Origin of the sequence: Acinetobacter sp. YH12064 (assembly GCF_013419735.1) — a bacterium.
In the GTDB taxonomy this organism is placed as follows: Bacteria; Pseudomonadota; Gammaproteobacteria; order Pseudomonadales; family Moraxellaceae; genus Acinetobacter; species Acinetobacter amyesii.
Map to the genome: position 1 here is coordinate 108,384 of NZ_VOZP01000001.1, position 19,464 is coordinate 127,847.

Consider the following 19,464-nt stretch of genomic DNA (forward strand, 5'->3'; position numbering starts at 1 on the left):
AAGTTGAATTGATTTAAATCAAATTGTTGATGATGTCTTTATCATTTCGGTAATAACGCTCATCGTAATTGATTGCGCTTAATTCATTCTCAAACACATCGATTGGCTTCTTGCTTGATACAAGAAACTTTTGCTCATTCTGGCTATCATCGGTCGTGACTGAATATACAGTTTTAACCTGCCCAGTTGTGACCAGAGCTTCCATTGGTGGACGTTCAAGCACAAAGTGAAACTCGTCTTCACCCTGAGTGATTTTCATCACATCAATGACACCGCTTTTCAGCTGTAAATGAATCACATATAGCTGATTTGGCACCAATTTAAAGGGCTGCGAGACTTCAATTGAAAGATTATTCCAACTCAACACTTCACCACTGGTGCAGCCGCCCAGTCGGGTATCATCAGTGTTCAAGATACAGTCACCACGAAATACCAGATCACTCTCGTGATAAGCAGTGAAGCGTGCAGTCACACGGCTAAACTTCAGTTTATTCCATGCTCTCCAAGCAACTATATGTGCTTGCTGCTTGTAAACAATACCGGTACCTTCAATTTTCTTCGGATTATTGATCGCTTCATTCGGGATTTTCAGTGTCTTTTCAATCCAACCTTCATCCGAGTCGATATATGTCAATTCAACACCGTCATGCCGATTTTCAACCCGAAAGCTATGGGAACGGACCTCTGTTTGAGATTTCTTATTGCGATGATTAAATAATATTAATGGCTCATTTTCAGCGCCTTCAAGATCATAATAAATCTTTCGATTCACCCGACGATCATGCGTACACGTAACTGCTGACATCATGCGCATAATCTCTTCAAAAGAGGTGTTTGTGTTATCAAGCGTATAATTAAATTCAGTCATTCGCTCAGAACCAAAATATGCTTGCAGATCATCAACAACTTGATAGATTCGATCAAAATCAATTTCAGATTCAAATCGTCGCCCTATTTTTGGATGCAAAGCTAAATCAATAGTTGTATCTGCAATATTGCGTGAAGCAATACGCTCAGCTGATTTAACCCCACCTCGATATGAATACACTAGGCCCTCAGCGATACAGTTCAACTGCCGTGAATCTTGGCTAGTTGCATTCGCTGTGGCCACTGTCCTTGCACGAACAATAATCCGATTCGGATAGGCCAGTTTTTCAAGATAATGATATGCATAGGCTTGATAAAATTTAGTTTCGTCAATCAAATCTGCTGCATCACCATTATCGTTAGTCCGACGTGCACGAAATCGTACAGCTCCGCTGAAAGGCAAATCAATCCACATCGATGCACCGACGGCATCACGGTTATTTGCCTTACCGGTTAAAGTTAAGCTTTTGCGATAGATCTGACCAGTTGGCGTATTATTTACAACTTGCTGATATTCGGCCTCAATACTCACACTTTTGGCTGATGAGCCTTTGTAGATACCGTTGCCCGCTTTAAAATTTAACAACAACCCTTTTGCTTGAGGTGAATCAATCGTAAACCAACCAATATAATTCTCCTGATTACCACGCAGCTTAATGCGTGTTGTTGGGGTTTGCTGTCCATTTAAATCTGCTAGTTTGTTCCAATCTGGATTGGTTGTACTTGGAGTTGCAAGCGTCATCAAGCGGTTGGCTTTATCAATGCCAGTAATCGTGTATGTGCCATCTAAAAAGATGTTTGCAGTATTGGCCGTTAAATTTGCACTCAAATTCGTTACAGCATTTTCAGTTAAATTTGCAAAATTTGTATTGGTACTGGTCGCATTCAACAGCTTTATGGAATACACGCCCGCACTATACGAAATACTTTCAACATCATATAAGCCAGCCAGATCAAGCTGCCCTTTAACAGGATCTACAATCAGCATGGCTGTGATATTGATCTTGCGAAAGTCTTGAAAATTAACAGCAGTTTGATTTGAACTTATTTCAAGCGTTTGGGTTAAATAGTTGATATTGACCGAACCGGTGATAGCTAGATCCGCAATACCAAAATTAGCCCCTTCCACAGTTACCAACTCATTGACTACAAACTTTTCAAAATCAGAAGTATTGTTGAGCGTCTTAATCTGATTTGGATATACAAAATATATGTCAGAGCGTTCAAATCGAGTGCTATTTGGTGGTAGCAAAGTCTGACCGTTCACTGAGCTGTTTTGTTTCGCTACAACTGGCGCATCGGTAAAGCTATCACCAATTTTGTAAATATTTTCAGCTCCGACAATGGACTGATTCAAGTTATAAGCTGTGACAGATTTACCAGGTATTTCAGCAACTGGTGTATCACCTTCCTTGAAGTTTGATACGTGTACAGGATTTTCACACAAGCACATCAACAGCTCTTCAACCTCAATGCCTTCCTTAAAATACCGAAGTGCCGGTGCAATAAGGTCGGGAATCGCCTTAACACGGCCAATAATGTAGGGAATACGCTCTTTAATACGCTGTTTGTTTTCAGGATTGGATAAATTGTTATTGCTTGATCCAGAAGATGTGCCTTTATCAAATTTAGGCGTTTTGACGAAGTACTGAACCGCTTCACCAAATATTTTAGCTACAGCATAGTTCACCGCAGAGATGATATCTCCTGGATGACAAACAATTGTTAGATCTTCATTTATCTCTAACAGTCGTGCAATGCTTGCTTTATCTTGCTGCGTTGGCGTGATGTCATTCTCAGGACATAGATTCCCGCGATATATCCGCGCATGCGGATGGTTTGCTCTAACTTTAAGAAATGTTTTTAATGCATTTTCAGATTGCACAATCTCTTGCTCTGTTTGATCCAAAGCATTCTTAATGATGCAGATTTGGCTCATAAAAACGCATCCTTTTGAATAATGGTTTTGCTTGTTCTAACGTGATTCGTTGTACGCCTTTTTCTGTTAAATGAAAAATCCGTTGGCGATAAAAAAGCCCGACATGCGAGCTTTCGTTGTGGTATGACATCAGGACGATACAGCCCTCAATTGGCCGATCTATACGCTTATTTTTGATCATCGTTGAACGTGAAGCTTTCACCGTTTCATCCAGTGAACCCGTCAGACCAATAAAACTTGCAGAGTAATCTTTGCCGTAGAGCACTCGAGCTGCTTCAATCACAAAATGGACACAGTGATATTTCTGCGGATTGTATTCACAGTGAAATAAGCGATTAATCATCAGTAGAATCCTATTAAGCTTGGATCTGTGGATGCCGAATAGACCTCACCATTTCCCGAATCATTCAACCCCGGTGCTTTTGAATCGCCTTGCGTGCCTTTCCAATCCCGCGTCACATTTTCAAGTTCAAGGTCACGTGCAACAAAGATTGGGGAATCATATTGACCAATTAAATAAGCCCTATATGACACCATCGGCAATTCAATCTCCTCATCGTGAATAATCAGGTCGATCAGTGCCGGTACTGTCTCACCAATATCACCAAGACTAAAACTCAACTCTTGCTCAAGCGTATCCTCGTCTGAAGAACGGGTGATGCTGATCGGTGCATAGACGTATTCAAATGATTGGGCATTTTCATGGGATAAAATCATTGGCTCACTAGAGTTAATCACATAACGCAAAACAGCCGGCCATTTCGAATGTGAAATTTCAATGCACTCGATCAGCCCTGTCGGCCCTGCGGACTGATCTAGCAAGGACGACATTTCAGCAGCAATTTCCATTTAAACCCCCACAGCATCGGGCAACCAGACATTCGGGATTTTCTCAATATCACTCAAATTATTGATTAATCCTGATTGCCACAAATCTATGATTGCTCTATCAAAAGCTGGATCGCGCTTAATTGGGACAACATAAATATTAATCGTTACTTTACGCTTTACACCCTCAATCAAATTTTCTTGCGGCACGCTTTCAGCTGAAAATTGACATAGGCAATCTTCTTTAATGCCGTTATCCAAAGCCAGATTCCAGCGCCAAATTTTAGTCTGATTGATTCGCCAGAATGCCCAAAAATATTGACGAGCCTGTGGATCTTTTAGATAGACAGCGGCAGAAACAGAATGAATTGCCCCGACAAATTTGATCACTTGCCGAGGCATGCCGCCTTCTGTTTTTTGTTCACGCACATTATTACCTGGCGTAAAAACATACCCTTCCTGGAGAGGGCAAAGCATAAATTGATCCATGTTTTTTCCTATCGTGAAGGGCTTAAACCAAAGGTTTCTTGAAACACTCGGCTTTCAGTACTGTTTGATCGTCGTACGTTGTTAAATGCACCTGCAATCTCTTGACGTACAACATCAACAGTCACAGTACCGTCAGCACCAACATTATGATTTGCTGTGTGTCCAGCTGGCACATTGATAATGACTTTTGGACCGTTATTGTTGTTTGCAATAAAGTCTTTTAAGTCTCCGTTTGTGCGTGCATCAACTACACGCTCACCCTTGTCTAAAAGCCATGTACCTTCTTTCGGGATATTGTCTATACCATCGTGGGCCATACCGCTAAGTGATACAGACTTCACTGTTGCCAGTTGAGCCAACTGAGTAGCAATAGCCACACCACCAGCTATTGGTGCCAAGACAGGACCAACTAAAGGAATACCAACCATTGAGTTAAATGCTTTTGAGTATGACTCGGGCGCATTCAGCAAAATTTGCGCAATTGCAAATGCTTTCTGAATACCAAACATTGCTTTATAACCAGCGGACTGTTCACCAAGCAATGCCCCCATTAAGTCAGTCATATTGCCGAGCATGTCGCCAGCTGAAGCCATCGCGAGTGCCCTTTTTGACTCGTTATAACTCATCTCAATTGCGGTCATTCGTTCATGATGCGCTTGCCATATCGCTTCACGTTGCTCAGCAGACTCAGCTAACGCCATTTGTGCATCAAACAACTCTTGCGACTGATCAAAGCGATTAAACTTTTCTGACTCAATCCCAAACTGGTCGCCTGTGCCTGTCATGTCTGAATATGTGCCGCCCCATGCAGCCATGGCTGAATCTGCTCGTGCTAATTTGTCAGCTTGGATGTGTGACAGCTCTAATCGAGCTTTGTCTTCGAGTGCTGCTTTTCGCAAATCCAATTCGTTTTTATTGAGTCCGCGCTGAGCATCAAGACGAAGCTTATTAATATTTAGTTCGTCTTTAAGTTTGTCTTCTTCAGTTTTACGATGCCCAAACAGCTCATCTTCAAGTTCTGCAAAGTACGCTTTCTTCCTTGCTTCAGCTTGTAGCTTGGCAACCTCTGAATAACGATCTTTCGCTTCCTGTTTTAAAGATGCACTGCGAATATCCTCAAGATCATTTTCTAAATCTTTTGCTATTCTTAGTTGCTCATCACCATATTCATAAATTAGACGCTTACCAAGTTCTACCGCTTGGTTATATTCGCGTTGCGCTTTGGCTGCATCAGATGTCGCTTTTGCGTTTGATTTTGCGGCTTGAGTAGCTTCATTTTGCTTCTTCACCCATTCCTGAGAGCCCTTTGTAACACCCGCTTGGCTACTCTGAATCTTAGCCATTTGTTTAGTAGCAGCACTAGCAGTATCTGAATACAGTCTGTTAATGGAGTTTGCTACATCCTCGATAACTTTATTGTTATCTTGAGCAGCCATCGCTATACCACTGTTTTCAGAAGTTCTTGCGGCAGCAGTGCCGAGTATTGCGCTCTTAAGGAAATTTATACCCGTCCACTTCTTCCAACCAGATTCGACCTCCATGTGCTTTTTAGCCACATTTGCATCGTAAGCCAATCCTGCAATTGAATTGGATAGAAGTTTAATTGTTGCATAAACACCCATGCCTGTTGCTGCAACACCCTTAAATACATCGCCAAGCAACTCACCTGCATCTGCCATCATGTTTGTATTCACAGTGGCATCAGACATGGCATCCCCCACAGAAACAAGTGCTGGCATTAAACCTTGGATAAATTGGTTTGTTACCCCTTGAACTTGCAGATCTAATAATCCAAGCTGTACTTTTAGTTCTGCAGCCTTGGTGATGGCTGATTCATCCATGATGACACCGGCGCGTTCAGCCGCATCTGCCCAAAACTTAAACCCCTCACCTCCTTGTTTAAGCAACGGGATTAAATTAGTTGTATCCGAGGCCATGCTTTCCAAATAGAAAGACATTTGTTGCTGAGTGACACCCGCTTCCTCAAGCTTATCTACATACAATTGAAGAGCTTTTGGTCCAGATAAGTTTTGCATCTCCAAAGCAAGTTTTCTTGCTCCTTCAGCGCTCCCTTCAGTTTTAATTGCAATTTGTTCAAAAAAATCTACAGCACCACCCGAACCAATTGTGATGAATTCCCCTAGCTTTTCATTGAAATCTTTTAACTGGTCTGCGAGCTTTTCTTGGCTGATACCCATTGTTTGAGCACCAACTGCCATTGCTTGAAATTCTTGATTACTGGCATTCGCAATACTTGAAAAAATACGCAGTTCTTGTGCTGCATCAGCATAGTTCTTAGCCATTGCAAATGCAGCTGCTCCTGCTGCAGCAGCACCCGCCACCGCAACTGAGCCAAAATTATTGACATGCTTGCGCATACTTTCAAAACTTTGCTTAGTTTGTTTTTCTGCGTCTTTAATTGGCCCAACAAAGCTGCCAATCTTGGCAATTAAATCTAATGTTAATGTTCCAAGTTTGGTGCTCATACAAAACCTCAGGCAATAAAAAAGCCCGCTTAATGCGGGCCTTGTATAACTATTCTTACTTCCAATCTAAATTACTCACATCAAATGTGAATTGCTTACCACCCTCTTGATAAAAAGGGGCTTCAATAGTTAGTTTTTTGCTTGTTTTCATCTGATTAATGATTTTTTTAGCAGTGGAATCGTGTGCCACAAACAATACATCAGCGGAATGATTATCCGGCTCTGACATCGTAATTGATTGGATAGGATTGTTATCAAATTTAAATGCAACCTCGCAATTGCGAATACTACAAAGGATTTGCCCCTTCGTAATCGCTATTATCACATCAGTAGCATCTCCTTTCTTTCTTAAAGTAATAACTAAATTTGAACCACCTTGATAAGGAAAGTCAAAGTTGACTGTATTCTGACTTACGTTTGATGCGAAAAGTGTAGTTGTGTTTCGCATTTCATCTTTTGTAGTTTCATAACTCCAATTCTTTGGTGTTGTAACCTCTTTGGAATTTTCATTATTAGATGAAAGTTTTGCTATTTCAGTTTGATTTTTTTTAGAACCTTCCGGCGCTAATGCTCCAATTACCCCTACAAGCACTATTACACCTAAAACAACCCAAGTTAAAACACTTGTCTTTTTAGGCTGTTTTGCTCCGCACTTCGGACAACTTTCAGCCTTGCTGCTTACCGGTCCGCCGCACTCTTTACATGGTTTTATAGTCATATGAACCCCCTTTATTATTAGGAGCTAAAATACTAATTATTTTAGAAAAAAGAAACCAAGTTAACCTGATTTCTTCTTAATTGCTTTCATTCGCTCTTCTTCAAATGAGGATTCAGGAATATCTTCATGAACCATGAATTGGCGAGGATCTTCAATTTGCTTGTCTTCGGGCAACTTCGTGTTTAAGTAACGTGCAAAAAGACGGCCAAATTCTTGCTCTAACCGCCTCCCTAGAAACAATGTTCCCCTTTTTTGACGAAAAGCTTTCCAGATGTGTAGCTCGGGATGGCTTAGATTATGTCTTGCTTCTGCAATGGTTCTTCCGCCGATCCCACAACTGACGAGTTCGCAGAAGAATTCAGACTCTTCATCGAGATCCAGTACTTTCCCGTGAAATTAATCACTTCATCTGCCGCCAAATACATGGCGATTTTAATTTCGTCAGAAACAGCGCCAGTGCTCTTCAAATCTGGAAAGAATGGTTTGTCATTAGCTTCATAAATTGATTGAATAAGCATTGCTGCACGATACTGTTCAATCGTATGCTTCTCACCTTCTTTAAGACCTAAAATATCAGTGATATTTGCAACTTCATCTGAAGTAAGCACTTTGACAAGAATTTCACCCTCAAATGTTTTACCACTCACATCTCGGAATTTAATTGTTTTTTCAACAAAAGTACCAATGCCCACTGCTTTTTTCGCTGTTTCTAAAGTGAGTTTAGCCATTATGGATTCACCTTAAATTCATCAATTACTTCTGATTGGCGTTTAAATGGAATCGTATGATTTACTAATGAATCCGGATCGAATACTGCTGAGTTCTTACGCAAAATAGCATGTGCATAAGACCAAGTACGAGTATCCGGAAGCGTAACCGCTCCATCTGTCAAAGTCGGCTCACCAACCCCATCAGACCATCCTGCATAAACACCTACCAGTTCTTTATTGGCAGCAAGAGACAGCATTATCAAATGCGTTGCGTTTTTTGGATCTGTATTTATTACAAAAGAGCCCTCACCTGGTGTGACTAAGCCATAATCATTGGTTTTTACGTTTTCTTCATCAAGACATGTATTGTCGATTTCAGTGGCAGAATCATCACCCCATGCAATTGATTTAATACACTGAATACGAGTTAGCACCGCAGGCGTGCCATGCAGAATCCAAACATGAGTACCTTGTGAGAGTACACCTTTCTTTTGTTGTGCCATGAGTAGCTACTCCTCAAATTTTTGGCATAAAAAAAGCGCCCTTTTGGACGCTATGTGGTTAAATTTTAAAATTACTTAAGTTTTTTCCAACACTAAATTCTCTACCGCTTGAATTGCTGCACTTGGCGTTTCACCCCATGCGTAATGTTCTGCATGCGCCATTACATAATCCAAAGCCTGACCAGCATCAGTATCTCCCGAATCTAGGTCGTAAAATTTCTCAGCTATAACTTCGGGGTCAACCCGACCGTCAGAGTAAATAGTGCATGCAATCCATGTTTTTTTACTACTGCCTGAGTAGCGGTACCAGCCAACATAAAATCTGTAGAGATCCAGTAAATTTAAACTATTAGACATTTGAAAAACCTATGATTGTTTATGCAATCCTATCATCGTTCAGACCACCAATTCATATCCCAACCGCGGCCATGCAATTTGGTTTCAGCATCAATACTGTCAGGATGCTTTCCATTGTAATAAAACCCTGCTTGCTCTAAAGCTATTCGGGCTTTTAAACGCAAATCTTCCGCTTCCTTGGGATTGGAATGCCAAATCACCATTTGATATGTGTCGTTTTCATTGATCGCACCACAATCAATTGTGTTTTCAGGTTCTGAGCCTACGCCTTGAAAAACCAAATATGGAACCGCTGTGCCAATGTCTGCTTGGCCTAAAAAGACTCGATCTTCGAATTTTGATGCTAAATAAGTATCAGTTTTAATCGTTTTAGCAATTGGAGCTGTCATTTTGCGAGTTCCTTATCTAATTCAACACTGAAAACCTGTGAGAATTTATCAGTCACTTTTTGGATATTGCTGCTCATTGCAGGGCGCATGAATGGAACCGCAACATTGTGTGCTGAACCAAACTCCACCCAACGCCAGTGCCTTGTATCCCCACCGCTTGTATTAGGTGGATTTGGATTGGAAAATGAAGCACCGCCACGCACACCAACACGCATTACGATTTGATTTGAATTGCGCGATTTACCGCCTGAAACAGCGATATTTTTCCAGATCTTTTCTGCTGTTTCAGGATCATCGATCGCTTTGGCGTTTGTTCGTGCTGCATCCCGAACAATATTCATTGCTTGGCGTGCTGCTTTACGTGCTATGCGCTTGGCTGCCTTACTGCTCGTCAATAACTTGAGCTTTCGATTTAGCTCATCAATGCCATGTATTTGCACATCAAGTGACATAAGCACCTCACATAGTTGAAAGCAAGAACGTCACCGACTCGTAACCTGTGTTTGTATCTTCAAGCGCTTGACTATCGATAGCGTAGGTTTTGCCTTTGTAAATCACGCGCATAGTCGTATCGATGTCTTCTCGGTAGCGAATCTTTACACGTGCAACGACTTTAGAATTACTAGCCTGTGCGGCAATTAGGTCCTTACCCGATAAATGGGTGACTTTAGCCCACAAAGGCATGTAATCAACCCATTGCTCAGGAAGTGGATAGCCATCTTCGTCACGACCTGACGTAAAGTGTTGCACCATGATTCGATGGCGGAGTTCGCCAGCTCGTTGTGTCATAGCATCTCCTACCGTTTTCGTGGTGGCGTTTTTAGCTCACCAGTTTTTTTCATGTTATGACAGGGTTGATAGCCTCCACCTAAGCGAACATTCTTACAAGCCCAACACTGGCATCCAATTAACTTTTTTAACCATTTCATAATGTCTCCTAAACCGCAGTTGGCTTGCGATATGGGTATAGCAAGGCTTGTACCGGCATAGGTAGATAATTACCGTTTAAAGGTGCATCTGATTCAGCATTTCGATATTTATCCCAATACCCACAAAGCATTAAAATTGCTTGGTGGATAGCCTTTGGATATTCAGACTCAAATTCATCTGTGATGTAATTTTTAACAGCACTATCAGCTGCATCCAAATATCCCTGTAACATCGTGTCGTTTGAATCATCGTCATAGCGCAAATGCTCTTTAAGAGTGTCTAAATCAACAATGCTCATTCATCACCCCATTTCTTTTGCGCTAATTTAAAGTTTTCATGGTTAAATTCACCCGAATGGTCTTTTTCACAGTGCCATAACGAGCCTTTATGTGTTACAAAACAGCCTTTTTTATACTGATTTTCTGACTTAAAAACGCCTTGATATTGGCCTTTTTGGTCTGAATTTTCGGTATTTTGAGGCGTATTTTGTGCAGATTTACCAAAAGGATCATCCAGCTGGTCACGTTTTGACAGCGCTTCAAGAGAATAGTTCTGCTGCTGCATGTAAACCGTGTCACCACCTACCAAAGGCTCTAAATTGAACTGTTGACGCGCTTCATTTGGAGTAAAGATTGAAGCCTTAACACCACGTTCCTGAATGCCCATTTTTGTTTCTTTATCCATGCGGAGCAGAGAATCAACATCAAGAAATATTTCAAGGCCACGCGCTTTTAAGTCAAATGCATCATCAAACAGGTTTTCAATAGCCTCTACCGGGCTTTGTAAACAGTCAGAGAAATAGATTTCATTCAAATCACCAACCTTCTGCCCTGCCGGAATTGTTCCATATCCAACTTTAAACGCTGGCACATGTAACACTGAGCAAATAATTTCATTCGACATTTTCAGTTGCTCAATCGTTTGAGTATCTGAAGCTGTCATGCTGATTGGCTGATATTTCAAATCATCACCGAGTACCGCAGTTTTACCGATGTTTTGGCCGGTATAGTTCGCATTCCATGCTGCACCGATGGCACGTGCTTTATCTTCTGAAATCGCACCAGGTGCAACCAGAATGCCGCTTGGTCGACTCATGTTTCCAAAAGAAGTTTTGGAATTTTTCAGAATGTTTAGGCCCAATCCTGCGGAAATCCCATAAGCAGTAATGGCCGGAATACCCACCAGTGGATGATAAAGACAGTTTTCACGATCATGGATAATTTCAGAGGCCGGAACAACAACAGACTCTGTGCTATTCAGCCGATCAATCCCAAGCTGGTAAAAGACTTGCCCATCATCACTAATCAGTGGTTTTGTTTGATCTGGATTTAAAATAACAATTTTAACTACCTGCCCAAATACATCACGCACCTTAAATCCGTATGCATTACCACGGAGCTTTCGACAGATCATCCAGAATTCTAAAAACTGCTGCCAGTTTTGGTAATGGTTTGGACGTTTAAGAACAACCAAGTCATCAGGAATGGGCGCATCAACTAAAATTTCGCCTTTCTGCCTTTTAAGCAAAACACCCATTTTTCCAATGTCTTGGGAGATTAAAGAAATACACGAGAAAACTGCTGGATGTGCCGCCAAATCTTCACGAGTCAGCTCATCGTTCTTTTGCCAAGCGCCAGAATAAGGCTCGTGCACAAACAAAGACGTCCATCCTTGGTTTGAATGGACACTTTGCAGTGATTTTTTTCGGAAAAGTCTGTCAAAAATGCCCATCTAAACCGCCTTATTTTTGCTCTGTGGTATCTGTTTTGGTCTTGCGAGTCGTCTTTTTTGGATCTTCGTAAGCTTTCGCCACACCCGTTTTAATCAAAATGTTTGCTTCAAATTCGGTAACTTCAAGCACATCGCCAGGATTCGCGTTATGCATAACCTTTAAATATTTAATCTTCATAGACTGTTCCTATAGCTAAACAATTGTGATGCTTAGATATAAAAACAGCCCCAGTTAAGGAGCTGTTTTAGGTCGATTAACCACCTGTTGCATAGTTAAGAAATGCTGCAGCAATCGGACGACGTTTCGCCCAAGTGATAAACTTCTCAACACGTACCGCAAATTTGTTTTCTTGCCATAAGTGGTGAGTCGTACCACCATCAACCAAGGTTGCTTGATCAGAGTAAGACACATCCACACCACCATCCTGAGCAAGCAGGATTTCAGAAGTTTTCACAAGAATGATCTTGTCGCCTACTGCCTGCGATGTGATGACCGGGATACCCATTAATGTACGGGTGCCGCGAAGCGCCATACCTGTGAAATAGCTATTGCCTAACGCATCACGCAACAAACTGATTTGTGCGGCGCGTGTTTCAGACATTAAGAAATATGAGCCATCCAATGAAAGGTTGGCTGTCACAAAGCTATTAATAAGAGCTAATAGGTCAGCTTCATATGCTGCCGCAGTTGTGCCCGTGTTAGGGGTTGCTACAACGCCATTTAAAACACCTGCTGGGCGCGTAGTTGATGCAGCCACCGCATCAAGGAAGGTATTATCAATAAGCGTTTTTGATGCTTCGATAAGATCATCACGCACCAAAACATCTACCGCTGGATCAGAACGTCGCATTAATTCTTGTGTGTAAACCGTGATTGCAGCAAGCTTGTGTTCTTTAATTTCAACTTCACCGTAGGTTGGGTTGGTTAATGGCTTGGCCGCACCTTCACCCACCCAAGCAGCAGTGCCGCCTGTTAATTGGCTTGGGATTTTTGAGTTGAACGGTACATTACGGAAGCCTGTAAGTTGGTCAAATACGGTTGCAGCACGGAGCATGTCAACAAATTCACCAACCAAGCGGTTTTCTTGCACTAATGCAGATGCAAAACCAACGTCTGTTGTAGTACCGAGTGTGGCTTTTGTCACTAAGTCCTGAACTTCATCACCAAAGCCCATTTGCTTAGCCATGTCTACTGGTGAAATGAAGTTGCCGTTTTTGGCTGCCAATTGTGAGCAAAGCTTTGCACGTGCATACTGTGCAAAACCAATACCTTTAGGCAGGTTTGATTCCACCTGAATGCGTGGCACTTCTTTTTTACTTTCAGCCGTGTCTTTTGCTTCCTGCTCAGACTCACCTTTTGCAGTTGTAGCAGATTTTGCAGCTTTTTCCGTTTCTTCAATTTGTTTACGGACACGAGCAATATTCTTTTCAATTGCTTCAATTTCTTTTTCAACTGTTTGAATAGACTTTTCAGCTTCTTCATCTGGTGTTTGTCCAGCATCTAAAGATTTGGTCATGTGGCCTTGAAGCTCTAAATTTTTAGCAGCAAGAGCATCAAGCAGCTGTTTTAAATATTTATTCATACTAATTTCACTCCACCCTTTGTTGGGCTATTAAGTTTTACGACAACGTGTTTTTGCTCAGATGAATCGCCATCTGTTGCGGTTTTCTGAGGTTTTTCGCCCAACGCGGCTTTGTATTCCTCAAATGCTTTTGAAAATTCTGTTTCTGATTCGCGGTTACAAGGGATAGTTACCAATGAAAGCTCATACCATTCCCATGAGTTAAACTGGATGCCACCACCCTTAATCATTTCCGCTTCATCCCAATTCGGAATAAATCCAACTGACAAGCCTTTAACCAGACCGTATTTCAGTGATTGATATGCCTTATCAACTTCGCGCTTTAGGTCGCCATCTTCTTCAATTTCAGGAATATGAATCTCGACCTCGATACCATTTGCGGTGACTTTTGCACTTGTCACATGACCAATGGCTGATCGTGGGTCATGGTGAAACAGCAAAGGCATAGGCAGATCGAACTCTGCGCCTTTTGGCACCATCACATCCTTGGCGCGATCTTGATTTGGTGTGCTTGCGATTCCCTTAAAGGTTCGCTTTTGCTCATCAAGGCTCTTAATTTCGACAGAGCCAAAGGTTTTATGTAGAGCAGACATAAGGCTCTCCCAATAAAAAAACCCGCCATATAGGCGGGTTGCGTTTAAGAATAGTTTAAGCAATTAAAGGAATCTGCTCAGACTCAGCGAGGCTTTGAAGCAGCTTTTGAAGCCCTTTAGGTATTTTAGAAAAGCACTCGGTGTGTCCATTAAATTTGTTTTTTGGTTTGTAAGATAAGCCCTTCACTAGACTTAATATCCTTTTCTCTAAATCCCATACATACCCAGCTTCAGCCTTTATCACTTTTATAGGCTTCACTTGGTATGGCATCTTGTGCTTGCGAAATCGAACTTTTATATCATGAACAGATATACCAACCTTATAAAACTCCTCAGAGTCATCAAATATTTTCACTAAATATAGGTGTGATAACCCGTCGTGCCGCTTTGTGCAGTTCTCAGTATATTCACCCCTTTTATGGGTTCCTGTTAGCTCCCTAGCGCAAGCATCACAACCATGACCCTTGATGTGGCTGACTGGCTCTTGCATGAAAGGGCCGTGCTTTGGGCAAATTATTATCCCTTTTCCCCACATGCCAGTATATTTAAACTTAGAGTAATCATACCTATCCTTGTGCGCCTCTGTGAATCGAGATACAACATCGCGAGTGGCGCTCCGGCGCAACAACACCATTCTTTCTCTTCCGCAATGGCTACAACCCTTGCCGCTGGTGTGCTGGTTGGCTGATTGCTTAAAATCTCCATGTTTTGGACATGTTATTACTATTTTTGTCTTAGCTGAAACGTAGATAGCCTTATCATAATTGTAGTAATTACCATGCACTTTTATCGCATCCGCCACAAATTGCTCAGTGGTTTTTAGTATGTTGCCTGCGCACTTCCTGCAACCCTTCTGCACCTTATGTGCGATCGGGGTTTGTTCAAAAACACCATGCGCGGGGCATATTATCTTAACCTTGCTGTGCGCACTGCGATAAACAACCAGTGAATAATCATACCTATTACCATGTATGGCGATAGCCTCAGTTATAAACTGCTCAGTGGTTTTCTTTTTAGCCATTCCTAACACTCCACAGACCATGAAGCGCAGAAATAATTTGAATACACAGTGAAGTGCATATATTATTGCGGTCAGTCATAGTCGTTCCAATATAACGATTGATGATTAGGCCTCGATTAGTGCTTCCAACACTTTCGGGGCCGCTTACTTATTATACCAAAATTACTATATAAAGAACACGTTATATTCTTTTTCTTCGTTCACCGGATTAAGACTCATAAGTGCTACAGCATTGAAGGTTGCAATTAGTGGATCGATTTTTCCAACCCCACTTTCTTGCTTGGAGATCATCATTCCATTGCCTTTAATTACCGCTCTTGCATTTCCTACGCACCACGTCATCAATCCTTGACCAGCGTGATACAGGTTACCCTCAGCAAGTTTTCGCTCGGTTGTTAAGATGTAAGACATGAGCTTAAACCCTTGTTGAACTGCAATGAGCTTTTCTTCAGGAATACCAGCATCAAGTAGGCCATCTAAAAGGCCACCCAAGCCAAGAGGATCCAGTCCAACCTTGTCGAGCTTGCCTGAATCAAAGCATTTCTTTGCAATGGCGGCTAGTTGGTCAATGTCATCACCGATACGCTCAACAATGGTCAGGCTGCCTTCTTTTTCATAATCGGCATACTTTGGCGCATTCTCTTTACGCCTTTCAACGGCAGTTTTATTGCACCAAGCATGATTCCAAAGCCACCATTTACGGCTTTTTGCGTGCCGACCTAGCACCGCAAAGCCAAGTAAATCATCCAAACCACCACCATCAATACCGCAGGTGATGACATCTGATTGCTCAATCAATTTATCCAATGTGAATTGTTTAGATTGTTGTAGCCAATATTCAGCGCCAGCCCAACGGTTGGCACGTAGGTTTAGACCAATTGGTACGTTTAAGTGTTTTGCTAAAAAGTCACGTAAAGATTCTTCGCCTGCATCTTTGACCTTTTCAAACTCATTAATCAGGTAATCAAGATCAACTGATGCGCCCAAGTTTGGATTTGTGACATAGAAGTTTTCGGGTTTTAAATGTTCATCCGCTTCAAGCATCCATTCTGGAAACTCGTAAATCAGCGGCAAGAACTGAGGATTGACTTTTACACCGTCCCGAATATCCCGGGCATAGTCCAGCAGCTGCTTAAATACACCGCATGGTGTTTCATCTGACATAGTAGACAGATAAATCACACAACCTTCGGGCCGTGATGCAAGGCCACCCTTTGCTTCACGAAACATAGATTCAGCACGCGGTCTTTTGCCAAATACCCAAATCTCATCGATCAGGATAATTGATGCCTTTTTACCAGCAGCCGCATCACTCTCAGCAGCAATCACTTTTAGAGTCGCATTGGTACCCAAGTGAGTGACTGTTTTGGTGTGCTCTGAAATATTGAACATCTCCTGAAGCTCAGGATCCGCTTTGATAAAGTCTCGGATTGGGTTGAATGAATTATCGGCAACTTCTTTTGTTGGTGCCAGAATGATGAGCTCAGCCGACATACGATCATTTAAGATCAAGGCCACCATCATTACGCCAGCCGCAATCGTCGACTTGGTGTTTTTCTTGGAGATCAGCAGGAAGAATTCGCGAATTAAACGCTTCTTCTGCACCGGATCGTAAGCGCCAAAGATTGCTCGGACGAATTCAATCACCCATGGCAATGTGACATCGCCCATTTTTGGGCTACCCATCACATCGACCAAAATTAATTCTTTAAAAATCCGTTCTGCTACGTCCGCCACTTCAGGAAAAAGTGGTGCACACGGCATCAGGGATTTTTTCGCGACAATACGCTCCTCCCAGTCTGGGCAAGCGGTTGTCCATTCTGGGAGCATTGCTGACATAAATTTAACTCATTAAAAAACCGCCTCAATGGGCGGCTATTTGATTGACTCTAATTCGTGTTCTTCTGGGAAGTGTTTTTTAAGCTCTATCCATTCTTTATAATGGGAACACCAGTAGCAAAGCTCTCCATAATTGTCATATCGGTAGTAATACCCATCGCGCTTCACATAAAATTCTGCACCTTGTGGAGCGTTATTTTTAATTTCATCCGATAACATTTCAACTTCTCAACTGTGAATCCAGTGTTCCAAATTTTCCGCCGCTTGTAGCGGTTTGTTTAGCACCATCTGCCTTAGATTCCTTCTTACCTTTTTCCGCAACTTTGCCATGTTTGTATGGGAGTGCTGCCTTGGCGGCATTGAATCGCAGAAACATATCATCACTGTTGTTCATGACATCAATTAAGAATTGCAGAGGATCGTCTTTTGCGTAGTCCTCATCGTCCAAAGGGTTGTCATTTTCATGCGTGTTTATTGGTTTAACTTTAGGCTTTTCAGGAGTTAACTTTTTCTTTTCAGAAGTTAACTTTTTGGCCGCTGAATATTGGTCAACATACGCAATAATTTCAGGATTTTTGGAAAGTTTTGAGCCCTGTTGCATCGCTGATTTTTCAGGGTATCCTGCTGAAATTGCTGCGTCTTTTTTACTCAAGCCATCGACAATAGCTTGAGCAAAAGCTTTCATTTTTGCTGTTAAAGCCATTGCGATTCCTTAACTCTAAAAGTTAACTTTTGCTGAAAAGGGAAATTTTTTTATAAATGAGATCGGGGGCGGTGTCCGCTGACAAAAGATTTTGAACTTTTTACCTCCCCCCTCTGTAGCTCTACCAATCAGACCAAGGGTTTAGGATCCGCGGTCGATTTTTATGAAACTTCCACGCTTTATAATCCTGATACCAATTCCAAAGAAAGAACAACACCAATAATATTGATGGAAAGAACACTGCCGCAATCATCAAAGATTCATTTAGATTCATAACCTGCTTTCCTTTTGAGTCTTCTCTTTATGACACGGCACACACAACGACTGAAGGTTGGCTTCATCATCTGTGCCACCTTGAGCCACATTCTTAATGTGGTCCAACTCAAGCTCCATAGTCACACGACCACAGCACTGGCATGTCCACTCATCACGAGTGTGGATCTTCTGCTTCAGTCTGCGCCATGGTCTACCACCTCGACCGCTGCCCCAATTCTTTTTAGGTGCAAGTCTTGGTTGTTGCGGTGTCATCGCCTGCAGTTTGGTTTGAAGTCTTGGGAGTTTCATGAATCAAGGTACTCATGTTGGCTTGGCTCATCCTCGTCGGGATTTAACTGAAGCAACAGCTCTTGTATCTGACTGCTCTGTGTCACCACCATCTGAATCAACTGACTGTTCTGCTGCAACACTTGATTGTTCTGCTTTACGATCTCGGTTAGTAAGTCGAGAAATTGCTTTTGTGATGGATTCTTTTGAGTTGTCATACATTGCCTTTAGTTTTAGTCTGCGTTGTTCACAACCTTCACATGCCATAGTTATTCTCTCAAATACATCAAATCATCAGGTACAGTTAAATACACGCCAAGCGTCACACTAGCGAATGCATGGACCTTATCGCAAAACTCAGTGAATTGTTTTTTATTAAGCTTGCTAGACTTCACATGATCTTGAATAAACATCTTAACCACGCGATTGTATTTAGCTGTGTGAGTAAGCTTCTCTTGCCCATCAAGCAATCGCAACACATCACGATACCCCATCACAGCCTCGTAAGCTTCCGCTGCCGCCTCACTATCTCTTACACACATACGAGCTAAGAATTTCTTCTTCATCTCATACTTAATGGTTTCAGGCTCATCACCAGTATGCTTAGCCAATTGACCAAACCACATATGCAATAAACGATTCTGCGCCTTACTTCGATCTTCTTGCTTTTGATCTATCTGAACAACTAAAGGCTTGCCATCACTTAACGCATTCGCATGATGTCTATGCATGTAGGCAATTGCTTTACCTACTTCTTCAAATGACTTAATGACGAATGTTGCAGGTTCGAGTTTAAAAGTATTCTTCATCCCTTTTACCCATCATCAACTCTGTCTTAACCAACCATTGCTCAAACAGCTTTTCACTTTCTTCCCGATCGCCTAACTTGAATTGATCAAATTGACTGTGGCAAGAGTGGCAGAGTGGTACCGTGAACTCATCACTCGCCTTAATCGATCTACCCTTACCATGCTTAGCGCTGTTTGAATGAGCCGCTTGGCTGTTTGGATTGCCGCACCTTACACACGGAAGCTTACGAATCTCAGCGAGTCGTTTTGGACTTCTCATGAAGTAATTCTTCTATGCTTGCGATCTGCTTACCAATCTTTCTTAACTCAGCACCGCAGTCTTGGCGAAATGCATAGCTTGAATACAAATGGTTGTAGTTCATCAAACGAGCTTGGTTTGCTTTAAGCAGCTCTAGATTTTTGGATGCCTCTACTCGATCAACCATG

General features: G+C 42.0%; 26 protein-coding genes. All 26 read right to left on the reverse strand.

The window, feature by feature from the left end:
- Positions 1-13: 13 nt before the first annotated feature.
- The gene (locus FTU13_RS00510; RefSeq protein WP_180161052.1) at positions 14-2,806 is read right to left on the reverse strand and encodes a host specificity factor TipJ family phage tail protein; all 2,793 of its coding nucleotides are present in this window, start codon (positions 2,804-2,806) and stop codon (positions 14-16) included.
- Entirely contained in the window at positions 2,784-3,152 is a 369-nt protein-coding gene (locus FTU13_RS00515) for a hypothetical protein (protein WP_180161088.1), read from the reverse strand. Before FTU13_RS00515 ends, FTU13_RS00510 begins: the two co-directional genes overlap by 23 nt.
- Complete coding sequence (locus tag FTU13_RS00520) at positions 3,149-3,655, reverse strand: hypothetical protein (RefSeq protein WP_180161053.1); 507 nt, start codon at positions 3,653-3,655, stop codon at positions 3,149-3,151. Before FTU13_RS00520 ends, FTU13_RS00515 begins: the two co-directional genes overlap by 4 nt.
- The gene (locus tag FTU13_RS00525; RefSeq protein ID WP_180161054.1) at positions 3,656-4,123 is read right to left on the reverse strand and encodes a hypothetical protein; all 468 of its coding nucleotides are present in this window, start codon (positions 4,121-4,123) and stop codon (positions 3,656-3,658) included.
- 8 nt (positions 4,124-4,131) lie between these two features.
- Positions 4,132-6,609: a hypothetical protein gene (locus FTU13_RS00530; RefSeq protein ID WP_180161055.1), complete on the reverse strand. Its 2,478-nt coding sequence runs from the start codon at positions 6,607-6,609 to the stop codon at positions 4,132-4,134.
- 55 nt (positions 6,610-6,664) lie between these two features.
- Complete coding sequence (locus FTU13_RS00535) at positions 6,665-7,327, reverse strand: hypothetical protein (RefSeq protein ID WP_180161056.1); 663 nt, start codon at positions 7,325-7,327, stop codon at positions 6,665-6,667.
- Between the two features lie 60 nt (positions 7,328-7,387).
- A complete protein-coding gene (locus tag FTU13_RS00540) occupies positions 7,388-7,567 on the reverse strand; it encodes a hypothetical protein (RefSeq protein ID WP_218955865.1) in 180 nt (59 codons plus the stop codon).
- A gap of 50 nt (positions 7,568-7,617) precedes the next feature.
- Positions 7,618-8,055 (reverse strand): hypothetical protein, encoded by a 438-nt coding sequence (locus FTU13_RS00545; protein ID WP_180161057.1) that lies wholly within the window; start codon positions 8,053-8,055, stop codon positions 7,618-7,620.
- A complete protein-coding gene (locus FTU13_RS00550; protein ID WP_180161058.1) occupies positions 8,055-8,540 on the reverse strand; it encodes a phage tail tube protein in 486 nt (161 codons plus the stop codon). Before FTU13_RS00550 ends, FTU13_RS00545 begins: the two co-directional genes overlap by 1 nt.
- A 75-nt stretch (positions 8,541-8,615) precedes the next feature.
- A complete protein-coding gene (locus tag FTU13_RS00555; protein ID WP_180161059.1) occupies positions 8,616-8,897 on the reverse strand; it encodes a hypothetical protein in 282 nt (93 codons plus the stop codon).
- 32 nt (positions 8,898-8,929) lie between these two features.
- Positions 8,930-9,286 carry a DUF3168 domain-containing protein gene (locus tag FTU13_RS00560; protein WP_180161060.1) on the reverse strand — a complete coding sequence of 119 codons (357 nt, stop codon included), beginning with the start codon at positions 9,284-9,286 and terminating at the stop codon, positions 8,930-8,932.
- Positions 9,283-9,738, reverse strand: coding sequence for an HK97-gp10 family putative phage morphogenesis protein (locus tag FTU13_RS00565; RefSeq protein WP_180161061.1), 456 nt, complete (start codon positions 9,736-9,738; stop codon positions 9,283-9,285). The genes FTU13_RS00560 and FTU13_RS00565 overlap by 4 nt, the downstream gene beginning before the upstream one ends.
- 7 nt (positions 9,739-9,745) lie before the next feature.
- Positions 9,746-10,075 (reverse strand): phage head closure protein, encoded by a 330-nt coding sequence (locus FTU13_RS00570; protein ID WP_180161062.1) that lies wholly within the window; start codon positions 10,073-10,075, stop codon positions 9,746-9,748.
- A gap of 148 nt (positions 10,076-10,223) precedes the next feature.
- Positions 10,224-10,514, reverse strand: coding sequence for a head-tail connector protein (locus FTU13_RS00575; RefSeq protein ID WP_180082657.1), 291 nt, complete (start codon positions 10,512-10,514; stop codon positions 10,224-10,226).
- On the reverse strand, positions 10,511-11,947 hold the full coding sequence (locus FTU13_RS00580; protein WP_180161063.1) for a phage portal protein: 1,437 nt from the start codon (positions 11,945-11,947) through the stop codon (positions 10,511-10,513). Before FTU13_RS00580 ends, FTU13_RS00575 begins: the two co-directional genes overlap by 4 nt.
- A gap of 10 nt (positions 11,948-11,957) precedes the next feature.
- Positions 11,958-12,125: a hypothetical protein gene (locus FTU13_RS00585; RefSeq protein WP_180161064.1), complete on the reverse strand. Its 168-nt coding sequence runs from the start codon at positions 12,123-12,125 to the stop codon at positions 11,958-11,960.
- A 76-nt stretch (positions 12,126-12,201) separates the two neighbouring features.
- The gene (locus FTU13_RS00590; protein WP_180161065.1) at positions 12,202-13,530 is read right to left on the reverse strand and encodes a phage major capsid protein; all 1,329 of its coding nucleotides are present in this window, start codon (positions 13,528-13,530) and stop codon (positions 12,202-12,204) included.
- Positions 13,527-14,123: an HK97 family phage prohead protease gene (locus tag FTU13_RS00595; RefSeq protein WP_180161066.1), complete on the reverse strand. Its 597-nt coding sequence runs from the start codon at positions 14,121-14,123 to the stop codon at positions 13,527-13,529. Before FTU13_RS00595 ends, FTU13_RS00590 begins: the two co-directional genes overlap by 4 nt.
- A gap of 55 nt (positions 14,124-14,178) precedes the next feature.
- Positions 14,179-15,144, reverse strand: a complete 966-nt coding sequence (locus FTU13_RS00600; protein ID WP_180161067.1) for a hypothetical protein — start codon at positions 15,142-15,144, stop codon at positions 14,179-14,181.
- 165 nt (positions 15,145-15,309) lie between these two features.
- Positions 15,310-16,983, reverse strand: a complete 1,674-nt coding sequence (locus FTU13_RS00605) for a terminase large subunit (protein ID WP_180161068.1) — start codon at positions 16,981-16,983, stop codon at positions 15,310-15,312.
- 220 nt (positions 16,984-17,203) lie between these two features.
- Positions 17,204-17,686, reverse strand: a complete 483-nt coding sequence (locus FTU13_RS00610) for a terminase small subunit (RefSeq protein WP_180161069.1) — start codon at positions 17,684-17,686, stop codon at positions 17,204-17,206.
- 270 nt (positions 17,687-17,956) lie between these two features.
- A complete protein-coding gene (locus FTU13_RS00615; protein WP_180161070.1) occupies positions 17,957-18,250 on the reverse strand; it encodes an HNH endonuclease in 294 nt (97 codons plus the stop codon).
- Positions 18,247-18,447: a hypothetical protein gene (locus FTU13_RS00620; RefSeq protein WP_180161071.1), complete on the reverse strand. Its 201-nt coding sequence runs from the start codon at positions 18,445-18,447 to the stop codon at positions 18,247-18,249. Before FTU13_RS00620 ends, FTU13_RS00615 begins: the two co-directional genes overlap by 4 nt.
- A 51-nt stretch (positions 18,448-18,498) precedes the next feature.
- Positions 18,499-19,038: a hypothetical protein gene (locus tag FTU13_RS00625; RefSeq protein WP_180161072.1), complete on the reverse strand. Its 540-nt coding sequence runs from the start codon at positions 19,036-19,038 to the stop codon at positions 18,499-18,501.
- Positions 19,022-19,297: a hypothetical protein gene (locus tag FTU13_RS17385; protein ID WP_257227195.1), complete on the reverse strand. Its 276-nt coding sequence runs from the start codon at positions 19,295-19,297 to the stop codon at positions 19,022-19,024. The genes FTU13_RS00625 and FTU13_RS17385 overlap by 17 nt, the downstream gene beginning before the upstream one ends.
- A complete protein-coding gene (locus FTU13_RS00630) occupies positions 19,272-19,463 on the reverse strand; it encodes a hypothetical protein (protein WP_180161073.1) in 192 nt (63 codons plus the stop codon). Before FTU13_RS00630 ends, FTU13_RS17385 begins: the two co-directional genes overlap by 26 nt.
- Position 19,464 lies beyond the last annotated feature (1 nt).

What these genes read in the sequence shown, in the direction of transcription:
- FTU13_RS00615 (WP_180161070.1), bottom strand. Translation starts at nt 18,250, where the DNA reads ATGAAACTCCCAAGACTTCAAACCAAACTGCAGGCGATGACACCGCAA.
- FTU13_RS00580 (WP_180161063.1), bottom strand. Translation starts at nt 11,947, where the DNA reads ATGGGCATTTTTGACAGACTTTTCCGAAAAAAATCACTGCAAAGTGTC.
- FTU13_RS00590 (WP_180161065.1), bottom strand. Translation starts at nt 13,530, where the DNA reads ATGAATAAATATTTAAAACAGCTGCTTGATGCTCTTGCTGCTAAAAAT.
- FTU13_RS00560 (WP_180161060.1), bottom strand. Translation starts at nt 9,286, where the DNA reads ATGACAGCTCCAATTGCTAAAACGATTAAAACTGATACTTATTTAGCA.
- FTU13_RS00575 (WP_180082657.1), bottom strand. Translation starts at nt 10,514, where the DNA reads ATGAGCATTGTTGATTTAGACACTCTTAAAGAGCATTTGCGCTATGAC.
- FTU13_RS00565 (WP_180161061.1), bottom strand. Translation starts at nt 9,738, where the DNA reads ATGTCACTTGATGTGCAAATACATGGCATTGATGAGCTAAATCGAAAG.
- FTU13_RS00530 (WP_180161055.1), bottom strand. Translation starts at nt 6,609, where the DNA reads ATGAGCACCAAACTTGGAACATTAACATTAGATTTAATTGCCAAGATT.
- FTU13_RS00595 (WP_180161066.1), bottom strand. Translation starts at nt 14,123, where the DNA reads ATGTCTGCTCTACATAAAACCTTTGGCTCTGTCGAAATTAAGAGCCTT.
- FTU13_RS00600 (WP_180161067.1), bottom strand. Translation starts at nt 15,144, where the DNA reads ATGGCTAAAAAGAAAACCACTGAGCAGTTTATAACTGAGGCTATCGCC.
- FTU13_RS00520 (WP_180161053.1), bottom strand. Translation starts at nt 3,655, where the DNA reads ATGGAAATTGCTGCTGAAATGTCGTCCTTGCTAGATCAGTCCGCAGGG.
- FTU13_RS00630 (WP_180161073.1), bottom strand. Translation starts at nt 19,463, where the DNA reads ATGGTTGATCGAGTAGAGGCATCCAAAAATCTAGAGCTGCTTAAAGCA.
- FTU13_RS00625 (WP_180161072.1), bottom strand. Translation starts at nt 19,038, where the DNA reads ATGAAGAATACTTTTAAACTCGAACCTGCAACATTCGTCATTAAGTCA.
- FTU13_RS00550 (WP_180161058.1), bottom strand. Translation starts at nt 8,540, where the DNA reads ATGGCACAACAAAAGAAAGGTGTACTCTCACAAGGTACTCATGTTTGG.
- FTU13_RS00610 (WP_180161069.1), bottom strand. Translation starts at nt 17,686, where the DNA reads ATGGCTTTAACAGCAAAAATGAAAGCTTTTGCTCAAGCTATTGTCGAT.
- FTU13_RS00585 (WP_180161064.1), bottom strand. Translation starts at nt 12,125, where the DNA reads ATGAAGATTAAATATTTAAAGGTTATGCATAACGCGAATCCTGGCGAT.
- FTU13_RS00545 (WP_180161057.1), bottom strand. Translation starts at nt 8,055, where the DNA reads ATGGCTAAACTCACTTTAGAAACAGCGAAAAAAGCAGTGGGCATTGGT.
- FTU13_RS00570 (WP_180161062.1), bottom strand. Translation starts at nt 10,075, where the DNA reads ATGACACAACGAGCTGGCGAACTCCGCCATCGAATCATGGTGCAACAC.
- FTU13_RS00535 (WP_180161056.1), bottom strand. Translation starts at nt 7,327, where the DNA reads ATGACTATAAAACCATGTAAAGAGTGCGGCGGACCGGTAAGCAGCAAG.
- FTU13_RS00525 (WP_180161054.1), bottom strand. Translation starts at nt 4,123, where the DNA reads ATGGATCAATTTATGCTTTGCCCTCTCCAGGAAGGGTATGTTTTTACG.
- FTU13_RS17385 (WP_257227195.1), bottom strand. Translation starts at nt 19,297, where the DNA reads ATGAGAAGTCCAAAACGACTCGCTGAGATTCGTAAGCTTCCGTGTGTA.
- FTU13_RS00555 (WP_180161059.1), bottom strand. Translation starts at nt 8,897, where the DNA reads ATGTCTAATAGTTTAAATTTACTGGATCTCTACAGATTTTATGTTGGC.
- FTU13_RS00620 (WP_180161071.1), bottom strand. Translation starts at nt 18,447, where the DNA reads ATGACAACTCAAAAGAATCCATCACAAAAGCAATTTCTCGACTTACTA.
- FTU13_RS00510 (WP_180161052.1), bottom strand. Translation starts at nt 2,806, where the DNA reads ATGAGCCAAATCTGCATCATTAAGAATGCTTTGGATCAAACAGAGCAA.
- FTU13_RS00605 (WP_180161068.1), bottom strand. Translation starts at nt 16,983, where the DNA reads ATGTCAGCAATGCTCCCAGAATGGACAACCGCTTGCCCAGACTGGGAG.